Source organism: Kitasatospora sp. RG8 (genome assembly GCF_017813315.1).
Classification (GTDB): Bacteria; Actinomycetota; Actinomycetes; order Streptomycetales; family Streptomycetaceae; genus Kitasatospora.
Genome location: NZ_JAGIYX010000002.1, coordinates 153,471 through 167,998 on the forward strand (window position 1 = coordinate 153,471; position 14,528 = coordinate 167,998).

At 73.0% G+C, this 14,528-nt stretch carries 13 protein-coding genes and 1 pseudogene; 8 read left to right on the forward strand and 6 right to left on the reverse strand.

Going from position 1 to position 14,528, the window contains the following annotated elements; all coding sequences use genetic code 11:
• Nucleotides 1-52 precede the first annotated feature (52 nt).
• The 4 genes from J5Y04_RS03625 to J5Y04_RS03640 form a co-directional block, all read right to left on the reverse strand.
• Nucleotides 53-580 carry a hypothetical protein gene (locus tag J5Y04_RS03625; protein ID WP_209410302.1) on the reverse strand — a complete coding sequence of 176 codons (528 nt, stop codon included), beginning with the start codon at nucleotides 578-580 and terminating at the stop codon, nucleotides 53-55.
• 181 nt (nucleotides 581-761) lie between these two features.
• Complete coding sequence (locus tag J5Y04_RS03630) at nucleotides 762-1,343, reverse strand: GNAT family N-acetyltransferase (protein WP_209410303.1); 582 nt, start codon at nucleotides 1,341-1,343, stop codon at nucleotides 762-764.
• The gene (locus J5Y04_RS03635) at nucleotides 1,344-2,660 is read right to left on the reverse strand and encodes a DUF6271 family protein (RefSeq protein WP_209410304.1); all 1,317 of its coding nucleotides are present in this window, start codon (nucleotides 2,658-2,660) and stop codon (nucleotides 1,344-1,346) included.
• 395 nt (nucleotides 2,661-3,055) lie between these two features.
• Nucleotides 3,056-3,508 (reverse strand): carboxymuconolactone decarboxylase family protein, encoded by a 453-nt coding sequence (locus tag J5Y04_RS03640; RefSeq protein WP_245204209.1) that lies wholly within the window; start codon nucleotides 3,506-3,508, stop codon nucleotides 3,056-3,058.
• 157 nt (nucleotides 3,509-3,665) lie between these two features.
• Between J5Y04_RS03640 and J5Y04_RS03645 the strand changes: the two genes are divergently transcribed.
• Nucleotides 3,666-3,977 (forward strand): hypothetical protein, encoded by a 312-nt coding sequence (locus J5Y04_RS03645; protein ID WP_209410305.1) that lies wholly within the window; start codon nucleotides 3,666-3,668, stop codon nucleotides 3,975-3,977.
• A gap of 80 nt (nucleotides 3,978-4,057) precedes the next feature.
• On the opposite strand, the gene J5Y04_RS03650 is transcribed toward J5Y04_RS03645, so the two are convergent.
• On the reverse strand, nucleotides 4,058-5,218 hold the full coding sequence (locus J5Y04_RS03650; RefSeq protein WP_209410306.1) for a serine hydrolase: 1,161 nt from the start codon (nucleotides 5,216-5,218) through the stop codon (nucleotides 4,058-4,060).
• 266 nt (nucleotides 5,219-5,484) lie between these two features.
• On the opposite strand from J5Y04_RS03650, the gene J5Y04_RS03655 reads away from it, so the two are divergent.
• A complete protein-coding gene (locus J5Y04_RS03655; RefSeq protein ID WP_209410307.1) occupies nucleotides 5,485-6,939 on the forward strand; it encodes a serine/threonine-protein kinase in 1,455 nt (484 codons plus the stop codon).
• A gap of 192 nt (nucleotides 6,940-7,131) precedes the next feature.
• On the opposite strand, the gene J5Y04_RS03660 is transcribed toward J5Y04_RS03655, so the two are convergent.
• Nucleotides 7,132-7,875, reverse strand: coding sequence for a TetR/AcrR family transcriptional regulator (locus tag J5Y04_RS03660; RefSeq protein ID WP_209410308.1), 744 nt, complete (start codon nucleotides 7,873-7,875; stop codon nucleotides 7,132-7,134).
• Between the two features lie 103 nt (nucleotides 7,876-7,978).
• Between J5Y04_RS03660 and J5Y04_RS03665 the strand changes: the two genes are divergently transcribed.
• The 6 genes and pseudogenes from J5Y04_RS03665 to J5Y04_RS03690 all read left to right on the forward strand — a co-directional run.
• Nucleotides 7,979-8,962: an ATP-binding cassette domain-containing protein gene (locus J5Y04_RS03665; protein ID WP_374105945.1), complete on the forward strand. Its 984-nt coding sequence runs from the start codon at nucleotides 7,979-7,981 to the stop codon at nucleotides 8,960-8,962.
• Nucleotides 8,962-9,801 (forward strand): ABC transporter permease, encoded by an 840-nt coding sequence (locus tag J5Y04_RS03670; protein WP_245204211.1) that lies wholly within the window; start codon nucleotides 8,962-8,964, stop codon nucleotides 9,799-9,801. Before J5Y04_RS03665 ends, J5Y04_RS03670 begins: the two co-directional genes overlap by 1 nt.
• Before the next feature lie 176 nt (nucleotides 9,802-9,977).
• Complete coding sequence (locus J5Y04_RS03675; RefSeq protein ID WP_209410309.1) at nucleotides 9,978-10,964, forward strand: aldo/keto reductase; 987 nt, start codon at nucleotides 9,978-9,980, stop codon at nucleotides 10,962-10,964.
• Between the two features lie 78 nt (nucleotides 10,965-11,042).
• Nucleotides 11,043-13,241: a PE-PGRS family protein gene (locus J5Y04_RS03680; protein ID WP_209410310.1), complete on the forward strand. Its 2,199-nt coding sequence runs from the start codon at nucleotides 11,043-11,045 to the stop codon at nucleotides 13,239-13,241.
• A 61-nt stretch (nucleotides 13,242-13,302) separates the two neighbouring features.
• Nucleotides 13,303-13,905 (forward strand): TetR/AcrR family transcriptional regulator, encoded by a 603-nt coding sequence (locus J5Y04_RS03685; RefSeq protein WP_209410311.1) that lies wholly within the window; start codon nucleotides 13,303-13,305, stop codon nucleotides 13,903-13,905.
• A gap of 97 nt (nucleotides 13,906-14,002) precedes the next feature.
• A pseudogene (locus J5Y04_RS03690) lies at nucleotides 14,003-14,494 on the forward strand (DUF4188 domain-containing protein); the annotation flags it as partial.
• Nucleotides 14,495-14,528: the final 34 nt, after the last annotated feature.

Consider the following 14,528-nt stretch of genomic DNA (forward strand, 5'->3'; position numbering starts at 1 on the left):
CGGGTCGGGCGATGGCGCGGTGGCGTGGGTCAGGCGGAGGCGGTGCCGTGGGTCAGGCGGCGGCGCGGGTCACCAGGAGGACGGCGAACAGCGCCGGCAGGAGGCCGGCGGCGAGGACGGCCAGCAGGCAGCCTCCCGAAGCCGCGGTGGAGCCTCTGCCGGCCTTCGGCCCCCCGGGCGGATCGATCCCCTCGACCAGCAACGCGAACACCACCGCCACGGCGGTCCGGCGGACGTGCAGCGGATCGTCCGCCCCCGGAAAACCGGGGCTGGTGCGCACCCGCATCTCCCAGCGCCGGGCATCGTGCGGACGGGACATGAACTGCGCGGCGATGGCGCCCCGGAGGTACCCGGCCAGGAGCTCCCGGTCGCGGTAGCCGACGGCCAGGTACTTCCTCAACCAGTCCTGGGCCGTCGGCATTTCATCGCGCACCGCGTGATGGGCCGCCAGGACGAGCATCGCGTCGGTGATCCCGGCGTCGGCGGCCCGGCGGTACCAGACCACCGCCTTCTCCCAGTCGTTGCGACCGGCGAACTCCCGGGCCTTCTCGAACATCTGCCGCGGTGGAAGGTCGGGCATGCGCCGCCTCTTCTCCGTCGGAACGGGACCTTCCTGCTGACGGTACCCCGTCAAGCCGGAGGGGTCGACAGTGCCTCCGGTCCGAGGGGCGCCGGCCGGATCAGGCCCGGACTCGGCCTGGACCCGGCCCGGATCAGGCCCGGCCCGGAGCCGGACGGCCGGCCGGTCCCGCCGGGCCTCCTCAGATCGCCAGCGACATGTAGACCGCACGCCTGCCGTAGCACTCCGGGACAACGACCTCTCGGTGGGTCCGGTAGCCCAGCATGGCCAGCAGGATGTCACTGCGCCGGACCGCCACCATCGAGATCCGCTCGAAGCCCTGCGCCTGGGCGTAGGCCTTGAGGTGGCGCATGAATCGCAGCGCGACGTCCTTGCTGCGCCACTCCTCGGCGATCACCAGGTCGTGGATGTGGAGATTGCGGGACGGCGGGTCGGCCGGCGGGGCGGCGGGCTCCACGGAGCCGAGATCCGGGCACTCGTACAGCGGGTAGGGCAGGCTCAGCACGTAGCCGATGACCTCTCCCCGGAGCTCCACCACGAAGCAGGTGTCCGGCGAGGACCGGCCCCGGGCCTGGAGGGACTCCCGGCCCTCGGACAGGTCGTCCGCCGCGTAGGCGGCGAACTCCAGTGCCACGACGGCCTCCCAGTCGGCGTCGGCCACCCGGCGGAAGGCGAGGTCGTTGGCGGTCGGGCTGGTGCCGGCGGTCGCGCTGGTCTCGCCGGTCAGGGGGGCGTCGGTGGTCGGGCTGGTGTCGTCGGTCATCTACTCGGACCCTCCGGACGGGATGCCGACGTGCCGCGCGGCCTCGACCAGCGGGCCCCAGGCCTCGATCAGCCTGGCGAAGGACTCGGCGTCGGCCTGTGCCTCGTCCAGCAGTCGTTCGCGTCGGGGCGCCAGGTGCTCCGCGAATTCGGCGTACTTGCCACCGAGTTGCCGGTAGCTGCGGTCGAGGACGTCCAGCCGGCGGACGTTCTCCGCGCGGTCCCACGCGGCGCTGCGGCGTACCGAGTCGAGGATCACGTCGACCCGGACGTGGTGCTGCTCGTCCAGCAGGGCGGCGCCGGTCACCATCATCTCGCCGTAGACGGGGTGCAGGTAGAGCATCGACAGCAGGAACTTGGTGAACCGCTCCTGGTAGGCGGTGAAGCCGTGGCCGGTACGGCGGCCGGGCGTGTAGTAGTTGACGATGTTGCGGTTGTGGACGACGCCGGGGAGCGTGGAGTCGAGGACGACGTGCAGGAGGAAGTAGTCGCTGCCGATGGTGTCGGTGGCGGGCGGCAACGGGACGCGCTCGTACACCTGGTGATCGAGACCGACGTTGCACATGTCCACCCGGTGGATGTCGGGCGCGCCCAGGACCGCCTCGTCGGCGGTGAACGGTTCGGTGCCGCCGCCGGTGAAGGAGTCGTCCACCAGCTCCTTCTTCTGCTCGTCCGTCCAGATCGGCGGGGCCCAGAGGCTGACCACGTCGTAGTAGAGCGCCGGGTCCAACTCCCTGATCTCGGCGACGTCCACGGAGAGCTCGCCGACGAAGGAGCCGCCGACCAGTGAGACCGGCTTCTCGGCGTCGGCCGGCTCCAGCGTGCTCCGGGTGACTCCGGCCACCGCGTCGGCGGCTCGTTTGCCGAGTGAGAGCAGTTCGTGGTGGATCGGGAACACCGGTTCGCCGTTGTGGAGTTGGTAGGCGCTGTCGGAGTCCCGGCGGTGGACGGAGGTGCAGCCGAGGGCGGTGGCGAGCAGGAACGCGCGGTTGGTGCAGGCGCCGTAGGAGACGGCGTCGGGGAGCATGAGGTCGAGCAGGGTGTCCGGTTCGGGGGTGTGGGAGCGGTGGATCACCTCGCGGAGGAAGGTGCGCTGGCGGGTCTCGTCGAGGTGGTGGACGGTGACGCCCGGCAGGTCGGGCAGGGCGGCGGCGGCCTTGGCGTGCACGGCGAACGTCGGCTCGTCGGAGGAGTCCAGGATCAGCAGGTGGACCTCGACGCCGAACTGCTCGGCCGCGTAGGCCGCCTCCTCGCCGACCGCCGAAATGGTGGCGGCGCAGGCCCGGTTGGTGGGCAGGGCCAGACAGATTCTGCTCATGCCGGTTCTCCGTTCGGTCGTCGCTCGGTCGCTCGGTCGTTCGTTCGGCCGTCGCTCGGTCGTCGTCAGGGACATGCGTTCGCCGGTCCGGGGGCGCGCCGAGGAGGCGGCCGGTGGACGGCCGCGCGGCACGAGGGGGCAACTTGTCTTCCGGAACGGCGGGTTGAGTCGACCCCGGCGAGGGATAGCGGTCGCCGTCTCACCCCGGTGGCCTTGCTTTCCCCTACGGTGGACTAGACCAACTTTGAGTGTCAACGGCAACGGTGCCGAGTGCCGGAGGGGGCGTCCGAGGTTGCCCGATCGGGCAGTTGGGGCCTCCGGTCCGGAGTCGCAGTCCGAACGGCGGAGGGCGGTGACCGCCGGTTGCGGTCACCGCCCTCCCAGGGCCGGCCTGGTCACGCTGTGCCCGGCGTCTTGCGGGTGGAGACGTTCATCCGGTTCCAGGTGTTGACCGTGAAGATCAGTGCGATGAGCTGGGCCAGCTCCTTCTCCTCGAAGTGCTCGGCCGCCTGCGCGTACACCGCGTCCGGGACGCCCTGTGGCAGCATGGTCACGGCCTCGGTCAACGCGAGGGCCGCGCGCTCCTCGGCGGTGTAGAGGCTCGACTCCTCCCAGGCGGAGAGCTGGTGGATGCGGTCCTCGGTCTCGCCCGCCTTCCGGGCGTCGGTGGTGTGGTAGTCGATGCAGTAGGCGCAGCGGTTGATCTGGGAGGCGCGGATCTGCACCAGCTCGACCAGTACCGGGTCCAGGCCCTCGCGGGCGGCGGCGTCCAGGGCGAGGACGGCGCGGAACACCTTGGGGGCGGTGACGGAGAAGTTCATGCGCTGCGGGATCTGAACGGTTGTCATGGGAACGAGCCTAGGCGCGTGAGTGGCCCGGTGATTGGTGCACTTGTGGGGTTGTTTCGTGGGTCAATTGCCGAAGAGAGTGGGGTGGAGCATGCTGGTCCGGGCCGGTGCGCGGACAGTGGGGCCGGAGCGCCGGCAGAGACCGCGGGAGGCGATCGTGGTGGAGAGGGAACTCTGCGACACCAGCCGGCATCTGATCGTCCGGATCGAGCCGGAGGACGGTCCGGTGACGGCGGTGACGTGGGGGAGGGTGCTGAGGTTCGCCCTCTGGGGCTTCGGGTTCATGGCCGTGCTGTCGGGGATCCTCTTCGCCTTCGTCGGCGTCGTGCAGGGTTCGGCGGTGCCGGGTGTCACGGCCGTGCTGCTGGCGGTCTCCGCGGTGTACTTCGCCGTGGCCGGACACCGCTTGGGGTGCGCGGCGAAGAAGGCGCTGGTGACGGTTTTCGGCTGGTGGGAGTACGTGTTCTGAGCGACGCAGCACGCCCGGCACCACCCGATCGGTCTCGGGTGGTGCCGGGCGTGACCGGAGAGAGCGGGGCCGGCCGGTGCTCAGCCGCCGAGGCAGTCGCGGACGGCGTCGATCAGGCGGTTGGCGCGAGCGTCCCCGTGGCCGATCATGCGGTTGGCGACGTACGCGAAGCCGATGCCGAACTCGTCGTCGCCGAAGGCGAACTGGCCGCCGGCGCCGTCGTTGCCGAAGCTGCGGGCGCCGAGCATCGGGCGGAAGGCCGGTGACTCCAGCAGCACGCCCGCGCCCCAGCGGGCACCCATGTCGAAGCCCAGGAAGCCCGCACCGGAGGAGACTTCGCGCACGACGTCGGTCACGGTGGCGGGGGAGAGGAGCCGCTCGCGCCCTCCGTCCCGACCGCCCTCGATGCCGGTGACGGCGGCCGCGTACAGGCCGGCCAGGCCGCTCGCGGAGGCGACGGCGCCCGCGCCGGGCAGCTCGATCGCGTGCAGCTCGGGGTCGTTCCAGCCGTGCGGCACGTCCAGGCCGGGGAAGACCAGCGCGCCGTTCATCGTCACGATCCGGGTGAGCAGGTGCTCCGGACCCGGCATCGGACGACGGCCGTCGGCCTCCACCAGCCGTGCCAGGCGGTGGAGTTCGGCGGCGGGCAGGCCGATCCAGGCGTCCAGGCCGAGCGGGTCGCCGATCTCCTGCCGGAAGAACGCCCCGGGGGTGAGGCCGGTGATCCGGCGGATCACCTCGCCGACCAGGAAGCCGAGTACATGGCCGTGGTACTCGTAGGTGGTCCCGGGCTCCCAGAGCGGCTTCTGCTCCTCGATCGCCCGGACGACCGGCGTCCAGGCGGCGATCTCCTCGAAGCTCAGTGCGGCGTCCAGGGCCGGGATGCCGGCGCGGTGGCCGAGCACCATCCGGCAGGTGACCTCCTCCTTGCCGTGCTGCGCGAACTCGGGCCAGTACCGGCCCACCGGGGCGTCGAGGTCGAGACGGCCCTGCTGGGCGAGGAGGTGGGCGCAGACGGCGACGAGGCCCTTGGCGCACGAGAACACGGGGACGACGGTGCCGGCCTCCCACGGCCGCCCGGTGCGCTCGTCCGCGACGCCGCCCCACAGCTCGACCACCTTCCGGCCGCCGGCGAAGACCGTGACGGCGGAGCCGAGTTCGGGGAAGTCCGCGTAGTTGCGCGCGAACGCGTCGGCGACCGCGCCGAAGCCCTCGTCGGCGTGGCCCTGGTACTGCTGCATGGTGTCCGTCCTGTTCATCCGGGTGCGAGGCCGGCCGTCGGGTGCGTGCCCGGTCGTGGGTGCGTGCCCGGTCGTCGGGTACGCGCCACTGGTCGGGTACGTGTCCGTCGTCGGCCACGCGTCCGGTCTCGGGTGTGCGGTCGCCGGTACGCCGCCGGCGGCCAAGATCGTCGGCTGGGCCACCGTACGGGCTGCCGGGCCCCGAGCGGAAACGATTTGACGACGTGCCGCCAACGCCGGGGAGGCGTGCCGCTAGGGTGAGCCACGTGACAGGGGTGAACGGGGCAGTGATCGGGGGCCGGTACCAGCTCCAGGAGCTGATCGGTCAGGGCGGCATGGGGCGGGTCTGGCGCGGGTTGGACACCACCCTGGGCCGCGACGTCGCGGTGAAGGAGGTCCTGCTCCCCCAGGGCGTCACGGAGGCCGAACGCGAGCAGCTCGTCCAGCGCGTCCTGCGCGAGGCCAGGGCCGCGGCGCGGCTGAACCACCCCGGGATCATCACCGTGCACGACGTCGTCGAGCACGAGCGTGCGCCGGTCATCGTGATGGAGTACGTCAGCGGGCTCTCGCTGGCCGCCGCCATCGCCCGCGACGGTGCGCTGCCGGCGGCGAGGGTCGCCGAGATCGGCGTGGCGATGGTCAAGGCGCTCCAGCAGGCCCACGCGGCAGGCATCGTCCATCGCGATCTCAAGCCGGACAACGTCCTGTTGATGGGTGACCGGGTGATCCTCACCGATTTCGGCATCGCCCACATGGCCGACGCCACCACCGCCCTCACCCGTACCGGCGCGGTCATCGGCACCCCCGCCTACATGGCCCCCGAGCAGCTGGAGGGGAAGCCCGCGGCGCCCGCCAACGACCTGTGGTCGCTCGGGGCGACGCTGTACGCGGCGGTCGAGGGCGAGACGCCGTTCAGCGGGGACACCTTCGGCGCGCTGTGCGTGGCCGTCGTGACGAAGGAGCCGCGCAGGCCGGTCAGGGCGGGCGCACTGACGCCGGTGCTCGGCGCGCTGCTGGCCAAGGACCCGGCGCAACGGCCCTCGGCGGAGCAGGCGTTGGCGGCTCTGGAAGCGGTGGCGCGGGCGGCCGCGCCGGTCGCGACGCCGACGGCTCCCGACGTGGCGGGGGGCGGTGGGTGGTACGGGCCGCCGCAGCCGTTGACGGCCCCGCAGCCGTCGCCCGGAGCGCCCCAGTCGGCGTCCGCCGGGGCGTGGCTGCCACCGCAGGCCGGGCAGGCCGGGCAGGCCGGGCAGGCCGGGCAGGCGGGGCCGACGCCGCCGCTCCTCCCGCCCGCGTCCTCGGGGGCCACTGCGCCCTCCTCCGTGCCGGCGGCCCCGAGCGCGGCCGGGGCGATCCTGGTGCGGTTCATCGGCTGCATGGGGCTGATCTGGGCGATCGGTAGCGCCCTGCCGTGGAACTACCTGGGCACCATCCCCGACAGGTTCGTCCCCCACGCCCTCCTGGTGACCGCCGTGCTCTCCCTCGTGCACGCCGTGCCCCGGCCCCGGTGGCATCCCGCGGTGGTCTGGGCGGTCGCCGTGACGGCCGACCTGGGCCTGTTCTTCGTGACCAAGGCCGTCGTCGCGCAGTGGCTGGGCACGGGCGAGTTGGGCTTCGGCGAGGAGCCGGGGCAGATGGCGCTCAACATGCTGCTCCTGGGGACGGGTGCCTGGCTGCTCTGGCTGCTGGTCCCGGGCAGCCGGCGTCCCGCCCGCCCGTAGCCTCGGCCCGTAGCCCCGGCAGACGGCCCTTGGGGCTCCGGCGGACGGCTGCCTCGGTGTACAGCCGTCCGTAGCCCGTAGCCCGTAGCCCGTAGCCCGTAGCCCGTAGCCCGTAGCCCGTAGCCCGCAGCCCGTCACCCGACCCCGTCATCGGCCTCCGGCCTGCGGCCGTTCCGGCGTGGGCCCGTCCGCTCAGCCGCGCTCCACCGGGGTCAGTGCGGCCGTGATCACCCGGTGCAGTGACCGGTCGAACGCCGTGTCCGGGTCGGCCGGCGGGCCTGCGGTGGCGAAGGCCGCCGAGAGGTGGGGGTAGTCGCCGCTCATGGCGGCCCTGGTGAGGTAACCGACCAGCTCGGCCTGCCACTTGGCACCCGCCGCGCCGGTCCGCTCGTACTGGGCGTACTGGCAGACGAAGCCGTTGAACAGGGCCATCGCCTCCATGCGCGTGCCGCCGTCGAGGCCGCTCGGTTCGGTGACGGCGAGGAAGTGGTCGGTGTACCGCAGGGCGTTCGGGCCGATGCCGGGACGGGCGATCAGCAGGGCGGGCAGCCAGGGGTGGCGCCGCATGAGCGCGAGTTGCGCGTGGCCGAGCCGGAGCAGGTCCGCGCGGCAGTCACCGGCCGGGGCGAGGTCGTCGTAGTCGTACTCGCCGGCGACCGCGTCGAGCATCAGGTCGAGCAGGTGCTCCTTCTTCGGCACGTAGTTGTAGAGCGACATCGTCCCCGCCCCGAGTGCCGCCGCGACCCGGCGCATGGAGACGGCGTCCAGCCCCTCGGCGTCCGCGATCGCGATGGCCGCGGCGGCGATGGAGGCCCGGCTGTGGGCGGGCTTGGGGCCGCGGCCGGTGCGTTCGGGGCGCAGCCAGATCAGTTCGGGGGCCTCGGGCGGTTCGGGGGGCGCCGACGGGGAGTCGGCGGGGGGCTTGCTGGACGGCACGGAAGATCACCTCGGTTACCCATCTTAGATACGTACGGCGTACGTAGTACGATGCGTGGGCACGCGCTTCTACGTACGCTGTACCTAGCTGAAGGGCAGAGCCATGTCGAAGACCAGCCGGCCCGCCGTCGAGATGACAGGCGTGGCGAAACGATTCGGAGCCCGTTCCGGCGCCACCGAGGCCCTGCGCGGCCTCGACCTCACCGTCCCCGCCGGCACGGTCTGCGGCCTGCTCGGCCCCAACGGCGCCGGCAAGACGACCGCCGTCCGCGTCCTCGCCACCCTGGTCGCCCCCGACCGCGGCACCGCCCGCGTCGCCGGCTACGACGTGGTGCGGGAGGCCGAGGCGGTCCGGCGCAGCGTCGGGCTGGCCGGGCAGCACGCGGCCGTGGACGAGGGCATCACCGGCCGTGAGAACCTGGACCTGATCGGCCGGCTGCACCACCTCGGCGCCCGGTCCGCCCGGGCCCGCGCCGGCGAGCTGCTCGAACGCTTCGGTCTCGCCGAGGCCGGCGACCGCCTCGTCCGCACCTACTCCGGCGGCATGCGCCGCCGCCTCGACCTCGTCGCCAGCCTGGTCACCAGCCCGCCGGTGCTCTTCCTGGACGAGCCGACCACCGGCCTCGACCCGCGCAGCCGGCAGGAGATCTGGTCCACCGTCAAGGAGCTGGCCGACGGCGGCACCACCGTGCTGCTCACCACCCAGTACCTGGAGGAGGCCGACCGGCTCGCCGACGACATCGTGGTGATCGACCACGGCGCCGCCATCGCGACCGGCCCGCCACGGCGGCTCAAGGCCGCGATCGGCACCCGGATCGAGGTCACCCTCGCCGAGGCCGGTCAACTCGGCCCCGCCGCGGTGGTGCTGGCCGCACTGGCGGAGAGCGGGGACGTCGTGGTCGACCACGACGAGCGGACCGTCGCCGTCGTGACCCGGCCCGGGGTGGAGGTGCTGCTGCCGCGCCTGGTCCGGGAGTTGGACGCGGTGGGTGTGGTCGCCCAGGACGTCGGTCTGCGGTCGCCGTCGCTGGACGACGTCTTTCTCGCGCTCACCGCCGACTCCAACTCCCTGGGGAGGGCCGCCTGATGGCCGTGTCCGCTGCTCCGCCCGTGCGCCCCGTGCCGGGGCGGACGATCTCCGTGCCGGGCCGGCTGGTCTCCGACACCTGGTCCTCGATGCTCCGGATCCTGCTCAACTACCGCCACTCGCCCGGCCTGCTGGCCGCCTCGCTGGGTGTGCCGGTGGTCATGGTGGTGGTCTTCGGGTACGTCTTCGGCAGCGCCATGCAGGTGCCGGGCGGCGGGAACTACCGCGAGTTCCTGATGCCCGGGCTGTTCGCCATGGTGGCCGTCAACGGCGTCATGCCCACCATGGTCGGCGCCGCCCGCGACGTCGGGCGCGGGGTCACCGACCGGCTCCGCTCGATGCCGGTCTCGCGCACCGGCCTGCTGCTCGGGCAGACCCTCGCCGACGTCCTGGTCAGCATCGTGGTGCTGGCGCTGCTGGCCGCCGTCGGCCTGGCGGCCGGCTGGCGGATCCGGGGCGGAGTCGCGGACGCCGCGGAGGCGTTCGGCCTGTTGCTGCTGCTCCGCTTCGTGATGACCTGGGTCGGCACCTTCCTCGGGCTGGCCGTCGGCAAGGAGGAGGCGGCCGGCCAACTCGCGGTCGCGGTATTCCCGTTGGCGATGGTCACCAACGCGTACGTGCCCACCGGGGGCATGCCCGGCTGGCTCAGGGTGATCGCGGACTGGAACCCGGTCAGTGCCGCGGTGCAGGCCTGCCGCGAACTGTTCGGCAACCCGTCGGCGTCCGGCGGGCCCTGGCCGATGCAGCACGCCGTCCCCGCGACACTGCTCTGGTGCGCGGTGCTGCTGGCGGTGTGCGGTCCTCTCGCGGTGCGGAAGTTCGCCACGCACGGTCGGTGAGGCGCCGCCTCCGGGCGCCTTCGCGCCGACTGCCCGTGTGCTCCCGGCGGACTCCCGGCGTACTCCCGGCGCATTCCCGCCGTGCGACGGCCGTTTCGGGCGATCTTCGGTCCGGCTCCGGCCCGCTCTGCGGAATGTGCTGGACAGCGGCGCCGGTGCGGCCGATGGTGGGCGGCATGGAGTTCACCCACCTCGGCCGCACCGGCCTGACCGTCTCCCGTCTCTGCCTGGGCACCATGAACTTCGGCCCGCACACCGAGGAGTCGGACGCCCACCTGATCATGGACACCGCCCACGAGCGGGGCATCAACTTCTTCGACACCGCCAACGCCTACGGCCGCGACAACGAGGGCAACCTGAAGGGCCGCACCGAGGAGATCATCGGCAGATGGTTCGCCCGGGGCGGCGGCCGCCGCGAGCGGACGGTGCTCGCCACCAAGGCGTACGCCCCGATGGGCGACTGGCCCAACGAGGGGCGCCTCTCCGCCCTCGCCGTCCGCCGTGCGGTCGAGGACAGTCTGCGCCGGCTCAACACCGACCACATCGACCTCTATCAGATGCACCACATCGACCGGGACACGCCCTGGGAGGAGATCTGGCAGGCGATGGAGGTCCTGGTCACCCAGGGCAAGATCATCTACGTCGGCTCCAGCAACTTCGCCGGCTGGCACATCGCCCAGGCCCAGGAGGCCGCCCGCGCCCGCCACTTCCTCGGCCTGGTCAGCGAGCAGTCCCTCTACAACCTGCTCGACCGCACCATCGAGCTGGAGGTCGTCCCCGCCCTCCAGCACTACGGCCTCGGCCTGCTGCCCTGGTCCCCGCTCCGTAGTGGCCTCCTCGGCGGCGTCCTGCGCAAGGAGCGCGAGGGCACCGCCGTCCGCGGCTCCATGGGCCACGCCTCCGAGATCCTCGCCGCCAACCGCGACCGCATCCAGGCCTACGAGGACCTCGCCGCCGAACTCGGCACCGACCCCGCCGACCTCGCCCTCGCCTGGCTGCTCAGCCGCCCGGCCGTCACGGCCCCGATCATCGGCCCCCGCACCCCCGCCCACCTCGAAGCGGCGGTGGGCGCGCTCGACCTCAAGCTCGACCAGAAGACGCTCGACCGGCTGGACGAACTCTTCCCCGGCCACAAGCCGGCCCCGGAGGACTACGCCTGGTAGCCGCGCCTTCGTCGGGGGCCGGAGCCGGACGGCCTCCCGCCCCCGACCTGCGGGCATCCGTGCGCGATGATGACCGGTATGACGGGTGGGCAGAGCGAGCTGGACGACGTACTGGACCGGGCAGGGCTGGAGCAGGTCGGGAGTCGAGAGGTCCCGGGGGCGAGGCCGGCCGCGGCGGCCTGGCGCGCGGTCCGCGCCGGGGGCGACCACCCCGCGGTCGTCGTGCCGGCCGACCACCCGGACCTCGCCGCCGAGGTCAACCGGCAGTGGCACAGGCTCGCCGTCGAGCAGGGGGTGTTCGAGCGCGGCGGGTCGTTCGACGGAGTTGGCGGGTCGTCCGGAGACGGCGCGTCGTCCGGTGTGGGCGGGTCGTCCGACGGAGTTGGCGGGTCGTGCGGCGGTGCCGAGCCCGCCAGCGAGGGGCCGTCCAGCGAGGGGCCGTCCGGCGAGGGGCCGTCCGGTGAGGCCGGCGCGTTCCTGATCGACGTCCCCGGCATCCCCGGCGCGGGCGGCCGGCGCCACCGCGGATGGTCCCGGGTCCGGCTCTCCGACCGGTGGGACCTCGCCGGGGCGCTCGACCGGCAGTCGGGCGGGCCGGAGTTCGTCACCACCTCCCTCGACGGGGAGCGCGTGCTCGGGTGCACCACCGAGGCCGGCGCGGTCCGGCTGGTGGCAGTCCGCGAGCTCAGCGCGTGGCTGGAGGCGTCCGCCCGGTCCCGGGCGGACGCCGCCACGGACGGGGACGGGGACGGCCGGGCCGTGTGGGAGCCGGTGCTGGCGTGGACCACCGCCTCGCCAGAGCTGAGTCACAAGTGGCGCGACGGCCTGGCCGAGAACCGCACAGCGCCCGCGGACGTCCTGATCGGGATCCTCCACGACGCCCCGGACGAGCGGGTGCCCTTCGGGCTGCACTACCGGCAGCTGCCCGAAGAGGTCGTGGACGCGTGGATCGCCCACCCCCGTCCGCGCGTCCGCAGGAACCTCGGCGGGCGGGCGGGCCTCACACCCGCTCAGCGCGAGCGGCTCTTCCGCGAGGCGGACGCCTGGCTCCGCCGGATCCTGCTGGTCGGACTGGTCGACGCCGGGCTGGAGTTGACCGACGCCACCTTCGACCTCCTGGCGGCCGATCCGGCCGACCCGGCCGACCCGGTCCGGTCCGAGCTGGCGCTCCACCACGGCCTTCCCGTACGGCACCTGGTCGCGTTCGCCGCCGACCAGGACGCGTCCGTCCGCCGGGCCGTGACACCGCGCGCCTGGCCGCACCTCGACGACACCGCCCGGGCGGCCCTCCTCGCGGACCCGGACGGCTCGGTGCGCGCCACCGCACGGCTGCGCCACCACGAGGAAGTACCGCTCGCAGCCGCTGACTTCGACGCGCTGCCCGACGGCTCCGCCCGCGAACGGGCCGCCGAGCGCTGCGTCCTCACCCGCGAGCTGGTCGAAACGCTGGCCCACGGCCCGGACGCGGACCTGCGCCGGGCGGTCGCCCGGAACGCCGGCCTGGATGCGGACCTGGTGGCCGTCCTCGGGCAGGACCCTGACGATTCCGTCCGCTGGCAGGTCTCCCTGCGGTCCGAACTCTCGGAGGAGCAGCGCTCCGGCATCCGGTTCGAGAAGGACCCGGGCCTCCGGATCCCCCTGCTCGACTGGGTCCGGGAGCAGCATGACGACCCCGTCGCGATGCGCCGCCTCGCCGCCTCCGGCCACTTCCTGGTGCGCCGCAGCGTCGCCTGCGCGAAGAACCTGCCGCAGGACGTGGCCGACCTCCTCGCCCGCGACGAGGACCACGCCGTCCGGCTGCTGCTGGCGGAGAGCTGCGCCCAGGCCCCGGCCGAGCTGCTGTCGGAGATGTGGCGGACGTGGGGCGGCACCTCCGTCGGCCGCATGCCCGGGCACCCCAACTTCCCCCGCGAGCACGTCCTCCGCCATGCCGACCACCCTGACCCCCGGATGCGCGAACTCGCCCTGGACGACCCGGACTCGACGGAGGAGATGGTCGAACGCCTCGGCCGCGACCCCGCGTACGGCGTCCGCCGGCGCGCCCTGTGGGACCGGCGTCTCTCCGTGGCGTCCGTGATCCGGTTGCTGGACGACCCGCACGACGGCATCCGCAGCATGGCGGCCGGAGACCGGCGCCTCCCGGCCCACGTTCTCGCCGGTCTCCTGGCCGACCCGGAGACGGCCGAGGCCGCCGCCGGGAACGAGGCGCTGCCGGTGGAGGTGATGCGCCACCTCCTGGAGCTCCGGCCACCAGCCCCGGCCGAGGTCCCGGCCTGACCGCGCGCGGCGGGGTGCCGTGCGGCACGGCGGGGCGGTGACCTGTGGTAGCACTGGCGGCATGACGGAGAGGCCTGCCCGGCGGGGCAGTTATCACCACGGGGCGCTGCCCGAGGCGCTGGTGGCGGCGGCGTTCGAGGTGTTGGACGAGCAGGGGCTGGGCGCGGTCAGCATGCGGGAGGTGGCGCGCCGGGCGGGGGTGTCGGCAGGGGCGCCGTTCCGCCACTTCGCGGACCGGCAGGCGTTGTTGACGGAGTTGGCGGACCAGGTGCTGGCGGACTTCGAGCGGTGGCAGCGGGCGGAGATCGAGGGGAGTGAGGGGTCGGCACTGCGGGCGATCGGGCTGGGTTTCATCCGGTACGCGATCCGGCATCCGCACCGGTTCGAGCTGGTCCGGGCACGGGTGTTCACGCCGTCACGGCAGCCGGAGCTGCAGCGGCGGCTGTCCGGGATCGACGAGGCGTTCACCGGTTTCATCGTCGCGGACCAGGAGGCCGGCCGGCTGCGCCCGGGTGATCCGGCGCTCGTGGGGCTGGCCGGGCAGGCCCTGGTGTACGGGCTGTCACAGATGATCATCGACGGATACCTGCCGCCGGAGCGGGCGGAGGAGCTGGCCACGAAGGTGCTGGACACGTTCGGCCAAGGAGTGGCCAATCCCCGCTGACTGCACGGGATTTGGGTTCTGCGCGAAGTCTTGACCGGCTTGTCGCCCGCTGATGTAATCACCGCTTACATGGGGCGAGGGGCAGCAGGAGGCAGACGTGTTCGGCAAACCGACTCCGGGATACACCACCGCGGCAGCCACGGGAGACACGGTGGTGTTGCTGATAGGGATGCGCATCAACCGCTTCCGGGGCATCCATCACTGGGGGCCGGTGATGCTGGCGATGCTCAAGATGCTCAACGAGCTGGGCAAGGCGCCCGAGCGCGGACTTCGCGCTCACGTCCTACTCACGGCCTCGCCACGCACGTACTACGTCGTCCAGTACTGGGAGTCGAAGGAGAAGCTGTACGCGTACGCCACCGCGTCGGACGCCTTCCACCACAAGGCGTGGGGCATCGTCAACCGCAAGGTGCGCGGCGGCAAGACCCGGCAGCATGTGGGCCTCTGGCACGAGACGTACGTCGCGCCCGAGGGGTCGTACGAGTCGATCTACTTCGACATGCCCCCGTTCGGGCTGGCGGCGGCCACCGGTTCGCTGCCGTTGGATCGCCGCGGGCGCCGGGCGACGGACCGGTTCGCCTTCCGCTCGAAGGACTCGAAGGGCTCGAAGGACTCGAAGGGCT